The sequence below is a fragment of the Rheinheimera sp. SA_1 genome, from assembly GCF_001669775.1.
Classification (GTDB): domain Bacteria; phylum Pseudomonadota; class Gammaproteobacteria; order Enterobacterales; family Alteromonadaceae; genus Pararheinheimera.
In genome coordinates this window covers 893,285-910,197 of sequence record NZ_LXWK01000015.1, presented here as the reverse complement: position 1 = coordinate 910,197, position 16,913 = coordinate 893,285, and the positions used below count along the sequence as shown (strand labels likewise).

General features: G+C 47.6%; 18 protein-coding genes. 10 read left to right on the top strand and 8 right to left on the bottom strand.

Features of this window, described 5'->3' with window-relative positions:
• Positions 1–311 precede the first annotated feature (311 nt).
• Entirely contained in the window at positions 312–2,102 is a 1,791-nt protein-coding gene (locus tag A5320_RS11440) for a M61 family metallopeptidase (protein WP_068064424.1), read from the top strand.
• A 68-nt stretch (positions 2,103–2,170) separates the two neighbouring features.
• Here A5320_RS11440 and queF read toward each other — a convergent pair whose 3' ends face one another.
• The gene (gene queF, locus A5320_RS11435; RefSeq protein WP_068064423.1) at positions 2,171–3,019 is read right to left on the bottom strand and encodes an NADPH-dependent 7-cyano-7-deazaguanine reductase QueF; all 849 of its coding nucleotides are present in this window, start codon (positions 3,017–3,019) and stop codon (positions 2,171–2,173) included.
• A 56-nt stretch (positions 3,020–3,075) separates the two neighbouring features.
• Here queF and syd point away from each other — a divergent pair, with 56 nt between their 5' ends.
• On the top strand, positions 3,076–3,621 hold the full coding sequence (gene syd, locus A5320_RS11430) for a SecY-interacting protein (RefSeq protein WP_068064422.1): 546 nt from the start codon (positions 3,076–3,078) through the stop codon (positions 3,619–3,621).
• 14 nt (positions 3,622–3,635) lie between these two features.
• Here the strand turns inward: syd and A5320_RS11425 are convergent, their stop codons facing one another.
• Together A5320_RS11425 and A5320_RS11420 are read right to left on the bottom strand one after the other, a co-directional pair.
• Entirely contained in the window at positions 3,636–4,409 is a 774-nt protein-coding gene (locus A5320_RS11425) for a DUF2310 family Zn-ribbon-containing protein (protein WP_068064420.1), read from the bottom strand.
• The gene (locus A5320_RS11420) at positions 4,396–4,770 is read right to left on the bottom strand and encodes a DNA-binding protein (RefSeq protein ID WP_068064418.1); all 375 of its coding nucleotides are present in this window, start codon (positions 4,768–4,770) and stop codon (positions 4,396–4,398) included. The genes A5320_RS11425 and A5320_RS11420 overlap by 14 nt, the downstream gene beginning before the upstream one ends.
• Positions 4,771–4,977: 207 nt before the next feature.
• Between A5320_RS11420 and A5320_RS11415 the strand changes: the two genes are divergently transcribed.
• From A5320_RS11415 to A5320_RS11405, 3 genes are all read left to right on the top strand, one after another.
• On the top strand, positions 4,978–5,343 hold the full coding sequence (locus A5320_RS11415) for a DUF3192 domain-containing protein (RefSeq protein ID WP_068064416.1): 366 nt from the start codon (positions 4,978–4,980) through the stop codon (positions 5,341–5,343).
• A gap of 292 nt (positions 5,344–5,635) precedes the next feature.
• Positions 5,636–6,280: a GCN5 family acetyltransferase gene (locus tag A5320_RS11410; RefSeq protein ID WP_068064415.1), complete on the top strand. Its 645-nt coding sequence runs from the start codon at positions 5,636–5,638 to the stop codon at positions 6,278–6,280.
• A gap of 6 nt (positions 6,281–6,286) precedes the next feature.
• A complete protein-coding gene (locus tag A5320_RS11405) occupies positions 6,287–6,649 on the top strand; it encodes a DUF962 domain-containing protein (protein ID WP_068064414.1) in 363 nt (120 codons plus the stop codon).
• A 5-nt stretch (positions 6,650–6,654) separates the two neighbouring features.
• Here the strand turns inward: A5320_RS11405 and A5320_RS11400 are convergent, their stop codons facing one another.
• On the bottom strand, positions 6,655–6,951 hold the full coding sequence (locus tag A5320_RS11400) for a DUF3301 domain-containing protein (protein ID WP_068064412.1): 297 nt from the start codon (positions 6,949–6,951) through the stop codon (positions 6,655–6,657).
• Positions 6,952–7,113: 162 nt separating this feature from the next.
• On the opposite strand from A5320_RS11400, the gene A5320_RS11395 reads away from it, so the two are divergent.
• From A5320_RS11395 to A5320_RS11385, 3 genes are read left to right on the top strand one after another with little or no spacing between them, the layout of a single operon-like run.
• Positions 7,114–7,452, top strand: a complete 339-nt coding sequence (locus A5320_RS11395) for a YqcC family protein (RefSeq protein WP_068064410.1) — start codon at positions 7,114–7,116, stop codon at positions 7,450–7,452.
• A gap of 1 nt (position 7,453) precedes the next feature.
• Positions 7,454–8,332 (top strand): tRNA pseudouridine(65) synthase TruC, encoded by an 879-nt coding sequence (truC, locus tag A5320_RS11390; protein ID WP_068064409.1) that lies wholly within the window; start codon positions 7,454–7,456, stop codon positions 8,330–8,332.
• Positions 8,333–8,335: 3 nt separating this feature from the next.
• Positions 8,336–8,797, top strand: a complete 462-nt coding sequence (locus A5320_RS11385) for a flavodoxin (protein ID WP_068064408.1) — start codon at positions 8,336–8,338, stop codon at positions 8,795–8,797.
• Here the strand turns inward: A5320_RS11385 and A5320_RS11380 are convergent.
• Positions 8,787–10,895 carry a winged helix-turn-helix domain-containing protein gene (locus A5320_RS11380; RefSeq protein WP_068064407.1) on the bottom strand — a complete coding sequence of 703 codons (2,109 nt, stop codon included), beginning with the start codon at positions 10,893–10,895 and terminating at the stop codon, positions 8,787–8,789. The two genes, A5320_RS11385 and A5320_RS11380, sit on opposite strands and share 11 nt — an antisense overlap.
• A gap of 234 nt (positions 10,896–11,129) precedes the next feature.
• Between A5320_RS11380 and A5320_RS11375 the strand changes: the two genes are divergently transcribed.
• A complete protein-coding gene (locus A5320_RS11375) occupies positions 11,130–11,615 on the top strand; it encodes a nuclear transport factor 2 family protein (RefSeq protein ID WP_068064406.1) in 486 nt (161 codons plus the stop codon).
• 61 nt (positions 11,616–11,676) lie between these two features.
• Positions 11,677–12,459 carry a hypothetical protein gene (locus tag A5320_RS11370; protein ID WP_068064405.1) on the top strand — a complete coding sequence of 261 codons (783 nt, stop codon included), beginning with the start codon at positions 11,677–11,679 and terminating at the stop codon, positions 12,457–12,459.
• Positions 12,460–12,555: 96 nt separating this feature from the next.
• Here A5320_RS11370 and dapD read toward each other — a convergent pair whose 3' ends face one another.
• The 3 genes from dapD to map form a co-directional block, all read right to left on the bottom strand.
• The gene (gene dapD, locus A5320_RS11365; protein ID WP_068064403.1) at positions 12,556–13,380 is read right to left on the bottom strand and encodes a 2,3,4,5-tetrahydropyridine-2,6-dicarboxylate N-succinyltransferase; all 825 of its coding nucleotides are present in this window, start codon (positions 13,378–13,380) and stop codon (positions 12,556–12,558) included.
• Between the two features lie 9 nt (positions 13,381–13,389).
• Positions 13,390–16,014, bottom strand: coding sequence for a [protein-PII] uridylyltransferase (gene glnD / locus A5320_RS11360; protein ID WP_068064953.1), 2,625 nt, complete (start codon positions 16,012–16,014; stop codon positions 13,390–13,392).
• Between the two features lie 68 nt (positions 16,015–16,082).
• Positions 16,083–16,874, bottom strand: coding sequence for a type I methionyl aminopeptidase (map, locus tag A5320_RS11355; RefSeq protein WP_068064401.1), 792 nt, complete (start codon positions 16,872–16,874; stop codon positions 16,083–16,085).
• Positions 16,875–16,913: the final 39 nt, after the last annotated feature.

The window sequence follows — 16,913 nt, the reverse complement described above, 5'->3', positions numbered from 1 at the left end:
TTTTTGGTCCGATTCCGGACTTTATTATTATTTCCTGGTCAGGTAGTAGGGTAACCAGGATTGTTCTTCAGCAGAGGTCAGAATTGTCATCGAAACTGTCCTTCAATTATGGGTGGGTTGATGTGTCTGGCATCAACGTTGGTAATTTAAACATATTTCGTTTCGAAAGTAAAAGTCATCTTGTAATGTTTCATGTTGACCGACAAAAGTGTTTTTTTGGTAATTGAAAGGAAAAGTGTACAGCTTGAACGCATTTCGCTGGTAAAACTGCGGCATTTCCCCTAAGTTCCCGATTTAACAAAGGAGTCCTTATGTCTGTATTCGTCCGTCGTTTTGTGCTGTTGTTGTTGATGTTTCAGGCTTGGCTAGTTCATGCTGACACCCAATATCAGATTGCGATTACCCAGCCAGAGCATCATTTGGCCGATATCGAAATGCAATTTGTTGCCGAGCGTGCAGGTCCGTTGCAGGTGAAACTGCCAGCCTGGCGTAGTGGTAAATATCAAATCATGGATTTAGCCAGCGGTGTGCGGTTATTTCGGGCGACAGACAGCAATAATCAGCAGTTAACCTTTGATAAGATTGAAAAAAGCATCTGGGAATTGCAAATCCAAACCCCTGGAATTATTACCATTAAATACCAGATTTATGCCAACGAGCTGGCGCAGCGCACCCGCCATATTGACGATAGTCACGCCTATATCAATGCTTCTGCTTACCTGATGTATACCGATCAAACCCGGCACCTACCTGTGTCAGTGCAATTAAAAGTCCCTGCAGCGTGGCGCAGTACTTCTGGCATGCAGCGTGGTGAAAACCCACATCAGTTCCTGGCGGCCGATTACGATGTATTGGCCGATTCGCCGATTGAAACCGGTATCCATCAATTCTATAGCTTCGAAGCCGATGGCCGTAGTTACGAAGTGGTGATTTGGGGGGAAGGTAATTACGATTCGAAACAAATGGTCACTGACTTACAAAAATTAGTCGCTCAGGCACCGACGATTTGGCAAGGATATCCCTATCAGCACTATCTGTTTATCATTCATGCCACCCATGGTGCCAAAGGTGCCACTGAACACCTGAATTCGACGGTTATTCAGCGTGAACGCTTCAGTTTTGGTAGTCGTGAGCACTATTTGCAATTTTTGTCGACCGCGGCACATGAGTTGATCCACACCTGGAACGTCAAGGCTTACCGGCCGGCTGAGCTGGTGCCCTATGATTACTTACAGCCAAACTACAGTAAGTTGTTGTGGATCTCGGAAGGTTCCACCAGCTATTTCCAAAATCAGTTATTACTGCGCGCCGGTTTAATGACGCATGCTGAGTTTTATGCGGATTTGGCAAAACGGCTGGATAAATTTGACCGGTTACCTGGCGCCCATGTGCAATCGGTGGCACAGAGCAGCTTTGACAACTGGATTAGCCTGAACGGTGATCACGCCGACAATTTCAGTGTGAACATTTACAGCGAAGGCTATCTGGTCAGCTGGTTGCTTGATCATTATTTACTGAGTCATTCTGGCCTTAAAGCCAGTTATCGCAGCGTACACCAGCAGCTTTATCAGCGTTTTGGCGAAACAACTGCTTTCACAGCGAAAGATGTGCAAAGTATTGCCGAAGAATTGACCGGCAAGTCGTTGTTGCCATGGTGGCAACAACAAGTCGATTCACCACCACAAGTTGACAGCGACAAACTGTTAGCGGCCGCCGGATTAGAGCGGGTCTTGGTGAAAGAGCAACAAGCCTGGTTGGGTTTGACCGGTGAATTTAAAAACGGTAGCGACAAAATCAGCAAAGTTGAACGCAACTCGCCGGCCTGGAAGGGCGGGGTGACCATCGACGATGAAATTGTTGCGCTGAATCAGCTGCAATTAAAAGCGTCATTGCTGGATCGAATGAAAGATTTTAAGCCAGGGCAAACGATTGAACTGAGTTTGTTCCGCGAAGGTCGTTTGCAGCATAAGAAGGTGATGTTGGGAGCATTACCAGCCAAACCTTCGCAGATCACACCCGTAGCGAAGCCCACCGCAGCGCAGCGTAAGTTTCATCAGGCATGGTTGGGCGTGGATATCGATAAGGTTAAATTAACTCGTTGATTCTACTTGAGTTGCTGAAATGAGAGCGATTGGCTGACAGCGACAAATCACTGTCAGCCACTAGGTCGCTATTGCCGTGTTAAGCGGATATTTGGTGGATTATAAGGGCTGCTGCTGCGTAGCGGATTAATATCCAGACCACCGCGGCGGGTATAACAAGCATAAACCGCCAGGAATTCCGGTTGCGCTAACCGCATCAAATCCAGGTAAATCCGTTCAACACATTGTTCATGAAATTCATTGTGATGGCGAAAGCTGATCAGGTAACGCAGCAAACTTTCGTGATCAATGGCCGGCCCGCGATAATGAATAAATACGCTGGCCCAATCTGGCTGCGAGGTGATCAGGCAGTTCGATTTCAGTAAATGTGAGTGTAGTTTTTCTTCGATCACCGTTTCAACGCCAGTCAATTTTAATAAGCCAGCATCAAACTCGTAAGTGTCGACTTCGATATCCAGATCATCGAGGCAACGGCCCTGGATCCAGGTTGGCTGAAAGGCAATCAGTTCATTTACATGGTGAATGGTGACAGAAACTTTGTCACCGGCGCAGGCTGATAAATCATTTACCAGCGTCTGATAAAGCTGACTGATATCGCGAAATCGGGTCTGATTCAGACTGTTCAGATAAAGCTTAAAAGATTTCGATTCAATCAGGTTGGCAGAAGTGACTGGCACCACAAAAGTCGCTAATGCCACCATGGGTTTACCTTTATGGTTTAACCACGACAGCTCATATGCATGCCAGATGTCCTGGCCAAAAAATGGTAATGCCGCAGTGCTGGCTGCTAACCCAATGGCATCCCGACCCAGTTGACGAGGCACTGCCTGCAACAATGTGGCATCGTATTGATCGGTATAGGCGGTTGCTTTGCCCAGATTCAGGTGGGCCAGTAAAGATTCATCAGGTTTTGTCATGCGAGGCTCGAACCGGTTAGAATAGGGCAATTTTATCACAGGATCATCTGAGCGATATGTCTGAAGTGACACAAGTTTTCACCCTATTACTGCAAAATGCACGTACTACAGCTGAATCTGCCGGCAATAGCTGGTTTAGTTATGCCGATCCGGAATTAGCGTCACCCTGTCAGTACGGTGATGTTTCTGGTGATCAACAAGTACGTTGGTGGCCAGTTATGCGCAGTGAATGCCAGGATTTCAGCAATTTGGAACATGGTCTGGAATTTAGCTTACATCCTGATTTGCAAGCCTTTTACGGGCATTGTTATGGCGGTGGGCTCAAGGTTCAGCACCAACGCGGCAATGCTGAATTATTGATGGTGTGGCATCAGGAAGACTTTAGTCGGTTACAGCAAAATATCATCGCGCATATTCTGATGAAACGACGCTTAAAGCAGCGCGAAACGGTGTTTTTTGCCGTTACGGACGATGATGACATTATGTTGTCTATACTGAATGAAACTGGCGCTGTCTACCTTGAACACGCTGGTTGTGAAGTGAAAGAACAGCTAGCCGGCTCGCTGGCCGAATTTTTACAGCAACTGACGGTCGCTGAGTAAAGTGACAAGAGCGATCACTGGCACTGCCAGGCAATATTGCTGACCAACAAGCACTTATGGCACTGAAAATCGAACTGCTGATGTAATGGTTCTGCCAGGCGCCACGCCTGACCACATCCAGGGCAACATTTATCAGTTTCGGTCTCGCAGTTGCGACTACTGCCACTATACAAAGCAAAATACACCGGGATTTGTTGTTGGCGAGCGATTTTCGCCGCAAATTGACGGCCCTGGCGATTCAGCGTGCTATTGAGTTGTTGCAGGCTGTTTTCCGCTATTTTTGGTAGCACCCGTTGTTCCTGCATCTGAATTTCATCCAGCGCCTGAAATTGTAGCTGCCAGCGGATCAAATCCTGATGATCAGGTTCTGAAGTTGGTAAAAACCGGTACAGCGGTACCGGTGCAAAATGTTCGGCGCAATACAACACAGAATTCATCAAACCAAAACGGCAATAGAGTATAAGTGCAGTTGGCGCCTCACATGGATCGGTATGATTTGACATCAAATCTTCACCCAACAGTGTCAACTTTGGAAAAGCCAGACCTGCTTCACCTAATGCCATGAGTGCATGTTGGGCCGCGGCACTGTGATGGTGACTAGCCAACGCCGCAGTTTCCGGCAAAATAATCCGGCTGATAAAACAGTCTTGTTGCAAATAAGTCGGAAATTCCCGCCCTAAAATCTGACCATTAAAAATCAGCGTTTCCAGGTAATTGCGAATGGCTTGCTCAGCCAGAGGATAACTAGTGTCGGCGATAATATTAAATTGCAATTCAGCGACGTACATTGGCAATTCCCGCTGGTAAAATCTGCTGTGCAACGATCTGTTCAGCTAACTGTTCTATGAATAGGGTCAGTCGATCAACTTTGACATGAAGTTGGGCCACTTCCTCGCGTAATGCTTTGATTTCACAATCTTTAGACGATTCAGCTGCCGTACATTCCTGCTCTGTTGAAGTGGTTGTCGCTTGCTGCGTTTCGGTAAGCACTGCTGGCGGATTGCTGCGCCATTGTTGGTACGCTGAAAACAAAGCTGCTGCATCCAGCCCTTTACCGGCATGAGCGCGCACCAGCGCCAAACTTGGGGTTTTTCCTTCAGCCTGTAGTTTTGCCGCAGTTTGGCAAACCAAGGGATATAAATCGGTCATATCGAAGCACTCATTCGAAGCACTATGGCTAAAAAGTGGTTTAATTTACCACTTTGTGGATGCGAGAAGCGAGCGCTCATATTTTAACTTATTGAAAATTATCTGTTTTTAAACTGGCATTGCATTTGCTTGTGCCTGATTGAACCAAAACCAGTAGCTTGGATAGATATAAGAAGTTACTGATTCAAAACATAAAAAGGAATCTCTATGCATACTTTAGCTAAATTATTCGCAGCAACTGCAGTCATCGTTGGTTTATCAGGTTGTGTGGTTGCAGTTGGCAACGACAACGACGACGAAGAATGGGACAAAACCAAAAAAGCTCAGGTCAACAATCAGACGTTTATCAATCAACTACAAACAGGCGCGACTTTGGCAACAGTACGTAACAGTTTAGGCGCCCCTGATTTCAGTGAAAATTTTCAGAAAAACGGCGAAACTATCGAAGTATTTTTTTACCGCACCCACCGTACTCACGGTGATGGCATGACCACCAAAGACGAATGTACTGCACTGATTTTTAAACAAGGTTTATTGGTCGGCTGGGGTGACAAAGCTTACCAACAACTGTAAATCTTCTTTGTGTTGTGCTGCAGACCGGTTAGGTTGCCGGTCTGCAGCAAACATTTCTCAAAACCGCACTCTGCTCCACGATTTAACCCTGATCCAGATTATCCTTTTGCGCAACCGCAGCAAGAGGCGCCGCACCATAGCAACTTTCCAAAGCACCCGGCAGCAAACGGACAACGGCAACAAGTTTGATACAGCACTAGATCTGTCTGTATTTTAACCAATCTGCTGTTTGCGTCCGGCAGTTTGCCTGCTATGTTGATGAAGCCACAACAACAATAAAAGGCTACCACGCATGCACCAGACCGACACCTCAACCGAACAAGCTCTGACCGTGGAAGTACTGAACGCTGAACAGCTCAAATTAGCGGCTTCTATTTTATATATGGCCTATCACGATGATCCGCTGTTGATGCAGATTTTCCGTGCTGAACAAACCGACTATGAAAAACGTCTACGCTCTGCCATTCGCGAAGATTTGGCAGCATTCTGGGATGCAGGTCAGCCATTGCTGGGGCTAATGCAGGGTGAACAATTGTTAGGCGTTGCCTGTATCACCACGCCTTCCAGTGCGCTCAGTGGCGACCGGTTCTGGCACTGGCGGCTGAAAATGTTACTGACTGCCGGTTTGTTGTCGACCCGGCAAATGCTCGACAAAGAGCAAAAAATCCATGCTGCGATGCCGGCCGAGCGTTACCACATGCTGGCATTTCTGGCGCGTAATCCGGCGTATCATCACCCGGCCGCAATGCGGACATTTCTGCAGGCCATTGATCATTGGGTTGATCTGGAACCAGAATCGGAAGGCATTGGTGTCTTTGTTACTTTAGATAAATACCTGCCGTTATTTCATCAGGATGATTATCAGAAGGTCTGCACCCTTGAATTTCAAACAGTGAGTGGTACCTTATTGTTTAGATCTAAACAACCGGCAAGCTAACTTCAAATGACACTATCACCTGACGCGGACAAGCGGCAAAAGTTTACGACTTTTGCCGAATTTTACCCTTATTACTTATCTGAACATCAGGTGCCTGCCTGTCGCTTGTTGCATTACTTTGGCAGTTCGCTGGTATTGGCCTTGCTGGGATTTATGCTGTGGAGCGGGCAGTGGCAATGGTGGTGGTCATTATTAATAGCGGGTTATGGTTGTGCCTGGATTGGCCACTTTTTTATTGAACACAACAGGCCGGCCACCTTTAAATACCCGTTTTACAGTCTGGCGGCAGATTGGGTGATGTTTAAAGATATGCTGACCGGCCAGCTTGCAGCGAAACTCGCAAAACTTCCCGCAAGCTCGGCACAATAACCGCGTTACATTTTAAAGGCCGGTAATTCAAACGCCGCCAGTTTCTGACCTTTGAGCCAAAGTTCAGCCTGATAGCGGCTTTCACCATCGCCACTGAAATCAACCAGATACAAAGTCCGAAAGCCTTTTTTACCATTGACTGAGGTCCAACGATGGCTGTCTCTGGCACAATCTAAAAACTGGATCTGCTGCTGCTGACACAGTTGTCTGGCAAGGCCGGTCGCACGTTCGTCCTGGCGTCTTTGCAGTAAAAACAGATAAGCCACGAACATCAATAAAATCAGGATAAACACCGAGCCCATCTATTTTGGTTCCATCGTCAATAAGTTTGCAGAATATCGATCATGCGGTTCGCTGCAGCAAATTACAAGTCGTGTTAGGATCGCAGGCAATATCTTTCGTACGACGAAGACTTATACCCGAATCTTCAAGGATGACGGGGATACACCTGTCAGTAGGAATCCATGAACTATCAACAGACTACGCTGTTATTGCAGCAAATTGAATCTGAAATGAAGGCTTTACAGTGGTGGAGCCAGCAAGCCCCTTCGAAAGAGGCATTGGCCAGTACTGCGCCTTTTGCTTGTGATGTGATGACGCTGGCGCAGTGGCTGCAGTTTATTTTTTTGCCTAAGATGCAGGCACTGATTCAAGAGCGTTTACCTTTACCGCGCAACTGCCATATTCAGCCGATGGCAGAACTGGCCTGGGCACCACTGACGGCAACTCAACAGCCTTTGCTGGATGCGCTGAAAAATTTGGACACTTTGCTCAGTAACGCAGTCCCAGCCGGACGGCATTAAGATGACTATTTCGCAATCGCATCAGCGACACGAGCCATCAGATCCAGTTGTTGTTGCTACGGAGTGTCAGGACCTGGTGCCGGTGCTAACCATTTTGTACCTGGATCAGTATCTGGTGGCCGTTGATAAACCGGCCGGCATGCTGGTGCATCGCTCATTTTTAGACAAACACGAAACTTTGTTTGTAATGCAAACCTTGCGCAATCAGCTCGGCCAGCATGTGTTTCCGGTACACCGGCTGGATCGGCCAACTTCGGGCGTACTGGTATTTGCACTTTCATCAGAAATTGCCAGGTTACTCACCGAACAACATCAACAGGAAAGCTGGCAAAAATTTTATCTGGCGATAGTGCGCGGTTATGTCAAAGCGCCATTGCTGTTGGATTATCCTCTGTACGAGCAACTGGACAAAATCGCTGACAAACAAGCAAACCAGCATAAAGCGGCGCAAGATGCCCGTACTGCGCTGTGGCCTTTGGCGCAGGTGGAATTGCCGATTGCAGTTGGCCGATACGCCGCCGCGCGTTACAGTTTGCTGGCGTTGCAACCCTTAACTGGACGCAAGCACCAGTTGCGCCGCCATGCTGCGCATCTGCGCCATCCGATTGTTGGCGATACCAGTCATGGTGATGGCAAGCATAATCTGTTGTTTGCCAAGCATTTGTCGGCACAGCGGTTGATGTTGGTGGCAAAACGACTACAAATTCTGCATCCGGTAACAGGCCAGCTGTTGCAATTTGATGCAGGATTACAAGAGCTAGAGCCGTTATTTTTACAGTTTGGCTGGCCAACAGATGCAGCTTATTTTCAGCAGCTGTGGTCAACTTTGGATTATCAACAATTACCGGTACAAGTTGATCCGGCAAAACAAGGAACATAGCCAATGGCTAAAATTGCAGTAATGGTGGGGACAGTCTACGGCGGCGCCCAATATGTGGCGGAGCAGGGGATTGAATTATTGGGGAGAATGGGCCATCAGCCACGACTGTTTCATCCCGCGCGGCTGAGTGACGTACAACAGTTTGATGCTGATCATTGGCTGGTGATTACCTCCACCACCGGCCAGGGCGATATTCCCGATGATTTAGTACCGTTTTATGTTGCAGTGCAGGACAAATTTCCACTTTTTGGCAACAAAAGTTGGGCGGTGATAACGCTCGGTGATAGCAGTTATGGCGATACTTATTGTGGCTCAGGCGAGAAGATCCGGCAGTTATTCAGCGAGTTACAGGGTACTGAACTCACACCAATGCTCCGGATTGACGCCGGTGAAACCTTGCAGCCTGAAGATGTGGCGCTGCCGTGGCTTGCTGAGCACTATCGGGCGTTGTTGGCTACCAGCTAAACTCCATAATATCAGTGCTGATTGTTTGTTTTTGATTAAACAAAATCTGCTCTGCACTGGCATCGCTGATCCACAGATTGCGATCCTTCGGCAGAGCTACCAACTGTGTCTTTTGCAACTGCAAATCAACCTGCAATAATTCGCCACTTTTGGTGGTTGCCAGCAGATTTTCACCTTCTATGGTAAAAGCGCTCAGCTTGAATTCCGGCAATACAGCTTTTACAACGTTCTGATTTTTAGGAAGTTGATATAAGTTAAAACTGGCATCGCTAAACCACAAAGTACCGTATTGGTCGAGTCTGGCATCATCAAAATTACCATGCTGTATCGGCTCAAGTGTGCCGGTTGTTGGTTGATAGAGCGCCAGCATTTCCTGAAATTCGTGCTGATATTCAAGCAGTAACAGTCCCTCTGCTGTCGCCTGATGCAGGTATTTAATTCGCACCGGGCTATTCAATTGGCTCATCTGCCCATCCAATGCAAACTGATAAAGCAAGTCGTTGACAACAGCCAGCACTGAGTGGCCATCAGCGGCCCACACCAGACCATTGATTTTCACCGATGTACCAAAGGTACTCAATTGCCGCAGCACTGAGCCTTTTGCCGGCCAGGAGCCTTCGGCCAGCCAGATTTGGTTTTGGCCACTACGATCCGACACAAACACCATGTTTTGCTGTTTGCTGGTTCCTGCAGGCGACAACTTTGCCTGCGACTCAAAAGCCGGAGAGCGTTGTAGAGTCTGCAGGTTGGTACCCTTAGGATTGCTGCTGATGATATCGAGATCAATGCCGCCCATGCTTGCTACTGCGTTTTTGCCAGCAAATGCAAAACGACTTAACCTTAAGCTGGAAGGGACGGGCACAGGCTTGATCGTGCCATCTTGCAGTAAAGTAAAAAGCTGACCGTCAGATTCCAGGATCAACTGGTTGGTATCCGTCAGATAGGACAACCTGACTTGATTAAACGCCGAAGTATGCTGTCGGTACTGGATCGCTACCCGCGATAATATTTCTCCATGTAAGCTGACTTTCAGCAATTCACTCTGACCATTGCCTGCGTGGGAAATTGCCAACAATTGTTGATTGGGCAGCTGCGTAAACGTCAGAATATCGCCTTCACTTAGCAACTCTTTGAGCTGGCCATCGCTGACGGACATTTGCACCAGCGTGCGCCTGCCCGTATTTTTTGTCTGCCGCAGCATCAGCAGTTGCTGATAGTCCTGCCAGACTGGATGACTAAGTTGCTGGTGCTCACAGGCTCCAAGTTTGTTGAATGTGGCTGGGGTTTTGTCCTTAAGGAGTGCAACGAGCTCAATCAGCTGAACCTGCCAGCATTGCGAATGATCTGGCGCAACACAGTGATTGCTGCTGATCATTGCCAGTTGTGTTGCATCTGAGGACCAGGCTGATCCGCTAAATTGTTGTGGCACATGCGTCAGCTGCAATTCACTTTTATCGCTACGTTGTTGTAACCAGAAAGTACTGCTGCAAAAACTGCTAAATCGTTCAAAAGCGATAAATCGCTGGTCCGGTGAATAACTGGCATTGTCTTCATGTAAATCCGACGCGGTGATCTGGCTTTGCAACTGCAGCATTACCGGGGTTGGTAGTGGTGTTTGAAAGGCGATTATAAACAACGCCAACGCCACTGTCGTGATGCCGACAAGCCAGCGGGTAGTTTTGGCTGTTTTAGTTGATTTAGTTGTTTTGCCGGATTTCAGCGGTGATAAAGCAGCTTGTCTGTTGTCGTCAGGTGCAGTGATGGGCGACCTGAAGTCATCAGCTTCTGTTACAACCGGAACAATCAGTGCATAACCGCGTTTTGGGTAAGTTTTGATCACGTTCTGGGTTTGACTGGTTTCGCCAAAGGCTTTTCGCAGCTGAGCAATACAACGCTGCAAGGTGTTGGGGGAAACCACCGTCTGGCCCCACACTTCCAGCATCAGCGTATCAATACTAACCAACTGCCCCTGTTGTGCCATCAGGCAGGTTAATACCTGCAGCACTTTGCCTTGCACCTGCAACACAACACCTTCACGACTGATGGTATGCTCCTGAAAATCGACAATGCTGGTGTGAATACGAACACGCTGTGACATCTGTGTTACCTGTTGCTGACGTGCACTCTGCCAGAGAAACAATCGAATTCCCATAAGCCAGAACGTCTTTGATTCTGCTCAATAAAAGGTCGGGACGAGCATACCGTATAAAATCACTATTCAGGGTTAAATCAGCAAAAAATCAGCATTTCCGCCAGTGTTTTTAACCTAGGCTGTTAACGTGAACTGGCTCGTCATAGTTTGAAAATATCCTTTATCTCCAGGAGTAACTTTATGAAAAATAATCAAATTATTCTCATGTGTTTCGTCGCATGTAGTATTGGTTGGTGCAGTGCGCCTTTGATCGCTGCCGAAGCAAAAACTGCGGCGGCAACGCAAACTCACCCATCGCAAATGTCAGCGCCCCAGATCCTGGCATTGGTGCATCAAATCACCGAATTACAGAACAAAGCGATGTTGACCACTTCAGTGATAGCTGATGTTGATGCGTTGTTTGCTTTATACAGCCCGGATTTTGAATATGTGCACGAAAAATATGGTGGTACCTATAGCCGTGATTTGCTGTACCGCAATATGCTTAAAGCCATTGAAGCCAAAAGTTTTAAAGACCAACTGCCGCGTTATCAGATTGAAGTGGTGTTACCCGGCCTGAATGCCGCTGCGGTCCGGCGTTATCAACAAACCGGAACCCCGGCCTATCACCTGGCTATGTTCGAATTTGCCGATGGCAAAGTACGTCGGATTGTTGAGTATTGGTAGCGGTGCGAGGGCTTGTTAAACGCACATTAAAACATTGGTAGTTCGTATAAAAGGATTATCCATGAAGTTGACATTGTTATTTTTCGCCGTGATCTACCCGGCCATTGGGTGGGCAAATACTTCGAACATTTCGGTCACCAAATTGTGCGAAGACGCATTTATTTTAAATGCTATCGGTTATGGCACAAATATTGGTTTGTTCAAAACGACAGACGGAATTGTATTGGTCGATCCAATGCCGGGGGAAAAAAATCTAGACGCTTTGCATGCGTTGATCGATAACCTTACTGGAGGATCTGCAAGATTTATATTAAATACGCATGTGCATAGCGATCACTCCGATGGAAATAATTATTTTATTGGCAAAGGTGGCTTGCTGATGAACGATGCAGTTCATTTAACAGAGATTGAAGATTTTGTGGCTATATCTCATTCACTTGTGGATAAAGTTTATTTTCACTCTAAGAGTAACAGTATTTTTGTGGGAGATATTTATGACACCAGCTGGCATCCAACATTTTATGCGGGTGGCGTGTCCGGGTTTAGCAAGGCCATTGAAGGCATTCTAAAACTAGGCAATGACGAGAGTTTGATTGTCCCTGGCCACGGTAAACCAACCGGTAAAACCGAACTTCAAATGTTTAAGAATAATACTTTAGCTTGGGTGGCAAGAGTTACAAAGCTGAAGGGGGATGGTAAATCGGCAATCGAAATTAAGAATGATGCCCAAATGAAAATTATTTTGGGAAAGTTTAACGTGGAAAACAAAGCTGATTTTATACCAGAAGAAGCATTTGTCCGTTTTATCGAAAGAACTTTAGCAGTCATTGAAAAGGGCGACTAACAAAACATTATTGCGGAAAATTTAGCCTAACCAAAACAACAGCCGCAAAAGCGGCTGTATTAGTTTCAACCTATCGTGATCGGCAACGACACGCTGCTACTCGATACTGCGTAATAACGCATTAATCCCGACTTTAGCACGGGTTTGGGCGTCAACCCGTTTCACGATGATTGCAGCGTATAAACTATGGGAACCATCTTTACTTGGAATTGAGCCTGGCACCACCACAGCACCTGCTGGTACACGGCCGTAGGTCACTTCGCCGGTTTCACGGTCATAAATGCGCGTCGACTGGCTGATATACACGCCCATTGACAGCACTGCACCTTCTTCGATAATCACGCCTTCGACCACCTCAGAACGCGCGCCGATAAAGCAGTTATCTTCGATGATGGTTGGGTTAGCCTGCAATGGCTCTAACACACCACCAATGCCTACGCCGCCGGATAAATGCACGTTTTTACCAATTTGTGCACAAGAACCAACAGTGGCCCAAGTATCGACCATGGTGCCTTCGCCGACATAAGCGCCGATATTGACGTAGCTTGGCATCAACACCACGTTTTTACCGATAAAACTGCCTTTACGCACTGAGGCTGGAGGTACCACGCGCATGCCTTCGGCGACAAAACGCTCGTGGGTGTAGTCGGCAAATTTCATCGGAACTTTGTCGAAGAAACGGTTTTCTGCGCCGTCCATCACCTGGTTGTCATTAATGCGAAAGGACAACAATACGGCTTTTTTCAGCCATTGATGCGTCACCCATTCGCCGGCGATTTTTTCAGCAACCCGGGCCTGACCGCTGTCCAATAAGGCAATAGCGGCTTCCACAGCGCTTTTTACGTCGCTGCTGACCGTTGCCGGAGTGATATTCATGCGGTTTTCAAACGCGTCTTCGATAATGCTTTTTAAATCAGCCATGGTAGTGCTTTAGCCCTCTGTTGCATGGGTAAGTTGTTCCACCAGTACGCGGCGCAGCTGACTTTGCTCGTCAGCTGTTAACGCTTCGTCCTGGCGGGTGGAAATCATAAAAAAGTCTTCGGCACGCTCGCCAATGGTGGTGATTTTGGCGGCGTGAATATTAATTTCGCATTGCGAAAACACCTGACCGATATCAGCCAGCAAGCCCGGTGTATCTAAGGCCGCCAGTTCCAGCATGGTACGCTGTTTGTTTTTACCCGGTAAAAACACCACTTTTGGTGGAACATGAAAAGCCCGTAACTGTTTGTTTGGCCGTGCTTTTTGCCGCTCTGTGGTCGGTGGGTTGGTAATGTAAGTTTCCAGCGCTTTTTTGATGCTGGCGATGCGTGATGTCGAGGTCACCGCAGCGCCGTTTTGCTCCAACACCACAAAGGTATCCATCGCATAACCGTCTTTATTGGTCATGATTTGTGCATCAAAAATACTGACTTTTTTGCTATCAAGTGCTGCCACCATCCGGGCAAATAAGTTTGGCTGGTCGGCGGTGTAGACGAAAATCTGCGTGCCACCGCGCATCGCGCTTGGGCTAATCAGCACCATTGGCTGGCTAAAGTCAGCATGTTGCAGCAGATTTTCCGTATGCCAGGCAATCAACCGCGGATTATAGCGGGCGAAATAGTCGGCTTTAAATTTGTTCCACAGTGGATTGACCTGTACTTCGCTAAAGCCTTTTTCTGCCAACAACCGCAGTGCTTCGGTTTGGTGTTCGCGGATTTGATCGCGCAAATCCATCGGTTTTTCCAAACCACGGCGAAAAGCTTTTTGCGTGCCTAAATACAGCTCCCGTAATAACGAGCCTTTCCAGTCGTTCCACAAATTGTCATTGGTGGCGCGAATATCGGCCAGCGTTAAACAATACAGATAGTTTAGACGGGTTTCATCGCGGACTTTTTCAGCAAATTCTGCAATCACCGCCGGGTCGTGAATATCGCGGCGTTGCGCTGTCACCGACATCAATAAATGTTGTTCAACCAGCCAGACAATCAGCTTGGTATCAAATTCGCTGAGTTTATGCAGCTTGCCAAATTCACGTGCATCCATTGCACCTAAATCGGAGTGATCGCCGCCGCGGCCTTTGGCGATATCGTGGAAAATGCCACCTAAATACAGCAGCTCCGGTTTTTCCAGCCGATTGACGATATCGGTGCACAGTGGAAATTCATTGGCAAATTCTGGTTCGCTGTAGCGATGAAGGTTCTTTAATACCCGGTGCGTGTGCTCGTCTACCGTATACGCATGGAACAAATCAAACTGCATCTGGCCGACGATATTGCGCCACTGTGGCAAATAAGCGGCCAGAATACCGTGCCGGTGCATCAGAGTGATTGCTCTGTCCATGCCATGCGGATGACGGATAATCGCCATAAACAGCTGACGGCATGCTTCATAATCCTGAAGATCCCCCATCAGACGACGACGAACTTGCCGCAGCAAGCGAATGGTTTCCGAGTGAATGCCATGAATTTGCGGATGATTAGCGATATGCCAGAACAAGCGCAGGATATTTTCACGCCGCGCAAACACCGCTTTGTCGGTGGCGTGGATCAGATGGCCCTGGATTTCAAAAAAATCATCCAATGGCAGGGTTTTATACTTGCTGTGGCTTTTTAAAATACTGCCTTCAAAATGCTGCAGCAGCATTTCGTTCAGTTCGCTGACGCGTTGCACGGTGCGGAAAAAACGCTTCATCATCCGCTCTACTGAGGCTTTGCCGTCATCACCAAAACCGAGGCGATTCGCCACAGCTGGCTGATAATCAAACAGAATGCGGTTTTCGTTGCGACCGGCTTCAATATGTAGGGCAAAACGCATCTGCCATAAATAAGCTTCACACTCCATCAGCTCCTGATATTCATCTTCAGTCAGGTACTGATAGGCCACCAGCTCACGCATGGTGCGGGTACGGAAATGTTTTTTTGCCACCCAGCCGATGGTCTGAATATCGCGCAGGCCACCCGGGTTGGCTTTTAAATTCGGTTCGAGGTTGTAAGCGGTGCCGTGATACTGCGCGTGGCGGCCTTGTTGTTCGTGGCGTTTCGCCTGGAAAAAGTCTTTACTGGGCCAGAAGTTATCTTTACTGACTTCCGCCTGCAAACTGTCAAACAGCTGCTGATTGCCCGCCAGATAACGCATTTCCATCAGATTGGTGGCGATGGTGATGTCGTCTTTGCCGAGGCTGACCGATTCTTTAATGGTGCGCACGCTATGGCCAACTTCTAAGCGTAGATCCCACAGCAAGGTGACAAAATGAGCAATTTGTTCCTGCAACGCCGGGCTTAAGCGGGCTTCGGTCAGGATCAATAAGTCGATATCAGAGTAAGGATGGAGTTCGCCACGGCCATAACCGCCAACGGCAATCAGCGTTAGCTGCTTTTGTTTATTCAGATCAAAGTGTTGCCATAAGGATTGCAACACATCGTCCATAAAACGCGCCCGCGATTTCACCAAACTGTTGACGGTCTGGGTTTGCGAGCTGACTTTCAGCCATTCCAGAAAGTCGGCAAAATGTTTTTTGTAACTATCGAGGGTAAAGTGGCTTGGAATGGTCTTATCAAATGCAAGCGCCGTGTTCATGAAAAAATACCCTAAGTGGTTACTTTTTGGTGGTCTGAACTGCCAGCGCCTTAAAATTACTTTTAAAATCAACCGGCAGTCAGGACTCGTTCGATCGTGTCATCCTGGCGTAATGTCAGAATTTCGCAGCCCGTTTCAGTGACCACAATGGTGTGTTCAAACTGAGCTGATAAACTACGATCTTTCGTTACGACCGTCCAGCCGTCTTTTAACAATTTGCTCTGACGTTCACCGGCATTGACCATTGGCTCAATTGTCAGACACATACCGGTTTTTAAAATTTCGCCGGTGCCTGGCTTGCCGTAATGCAATACCTGCGGATCTTCATGGAATACCTGACCAATACCGTGGCCACAATATTCGCGGACAATCGAATAGTTGTGTTGCTCAGCGTGCACCTGAATGGCGTGGCCAATATCACCTAACCGGCAGCCGTTTTTGACTTTTTTCAAGCCCAGATAAAGCGCTTCTTGCGTCACCCGGATCAGCCGTTCGGCCAGAATGCTTGGTTTACCAATCACAAACATTTTTGAGGTATCACCGTGGAAACCGTCTTTGATCACCGTGATATCAATATTGATGATATCGCCGTCTTTCAGCGTTTTATCGTCGGCCGGAATACCGTGACAAATCACATGATTAACTGAGGTACAAATAGATTTTGGAAAACCATGGTAGTTCAGAGGAGCGGGGATCGCCTGCTGCACATTGACAATATAGTCATGGCAGATGCGATCGAGTTCGCCGGTGCTAACGCCAGCTTTCACGTGAGGCTCAATCATTTCAAGCACTTCGGCGGCCAGACGTCCTGCGACGCGCATTTTTTCAATCTGTTCCGGAGTCTTAATGTTTGCGGCCATGCCATTTCTCTCTGCTATACATCTGCTGTAAAACTACCC

Coding starts and splice junctions, on each gene's coding strand:
- A5320_RS11440 (WP_068064424.1), top strand. CDS start 312: ATGTCTGTATTCGTCCGTCGTTTTGTGCTGTTGTTGTTGATGTTTCAG.
- queF (WP_068064423.1), bottom strand. CDS start 3,019: ATGACAAAACCTGATGAATCTTTACTGGCCCACCTGAATCTGGGCAAA.
- syd (WP_068064422.1), top strand. CDS start 3,076: ATGTCTGAAGTGACACAAGTTTTCACCCTATTACTGCAAAATGCACGT.
- A5320_RS11425 (WP_068064420.1), bottom strand. CDS start 4,409: ATGTACGTCGCTGAATTGCAATTTAATATTATCGCCGACACTAGTTAT.
- A5320_RS11420 (WP_068064418.1), bottom strand. CDS start 4,770: ATGACCGATTTATATCCCTTGGTTTGCCAAACTGCGGCAAAACTACAG.
- A5320_RS11415 (WP_068064416.1), top strand. CDS start 4,978: ATGCATACTTTAGCTAAATTATTCGCAGCAACTGCAGTCATCGTTGGT.
- A5320_RS11410 (WP_068064415.1), top strand. CDS start 5,636: ATGCACCAGACCGACACCTCAACCGAACAAGCTCTGACCGTGGAAGTA.
- A5320_RS11405 (WP_068064414.1), top strand. CDS start 6,287: ATGACACTATCACCTGACGCGGACAAGCGGCAAAAGTTTACGACTTTT.
- A5320_RS11400 (WP_068064412.1), bottom strand. CDS start 6,951: ATGGGCTCGGTGTTTATCCTGATTTTATTGATGTTCGTGGCTTATCTG.
- A5320_RS11395 (WP_068064410.1), top strand. CDS start 7,114: ATGAACTATCAACAGACTACGCTGTTATTGCAGCAAATTGAATCTGAA.
- truC (WP_068064409.1), top strand. CDS start 7,454: ATGACTATTTCGCAATCGCATCAGCGACACGAGCCATCAGATCCAGTT.
- A5320_RS11385 (WP_068064408.1), top strand. CDS start 8,336: ATGGCTAAAATTGCAGTAATGGTGGGGACAGTCTACGGCGGCGCCCAA.
- A5320_RS11380 (WP_068064407.1), bottom strand. CDS start 10,895: ATGTCACAGCGTGTTCGTATTCACACCAGCATTGTCGATTTTCAGGAG.
- A5320_RS11375 (WP_068064406.1), top strand. CDS start 11,130: ATGAAAAATAATCAAATTATTCTCATGTGTTTCGTCGCATGTAGTATT.
- A5320_RS11370 (WP_068064405.1), top strand. CDS start 11,677: ATGAAGTTGACATTGTTATTTTTCGCCGTGATCTACCCGGCCATTGGG.
- dapD (WP_068064403.1), bottom strand. CDS start 13,380: ATGGCTGATTTAAAAAGCATTATCGAAGACGCGTTTGAAAACCGCATG.
- glnD (WP_068064953.1), bottom strand. CDS start 16,014: ATGAACACGGCGCTTGCATTTGATAAGACCATTCCAAGCCACTTTACC.
- map (WP_068064401.1), bottom strand. CDS start 16,874: ATGGCCGCAAACATTAAGACTCCGGAACAGATTGAAAAAATGCGCGTC.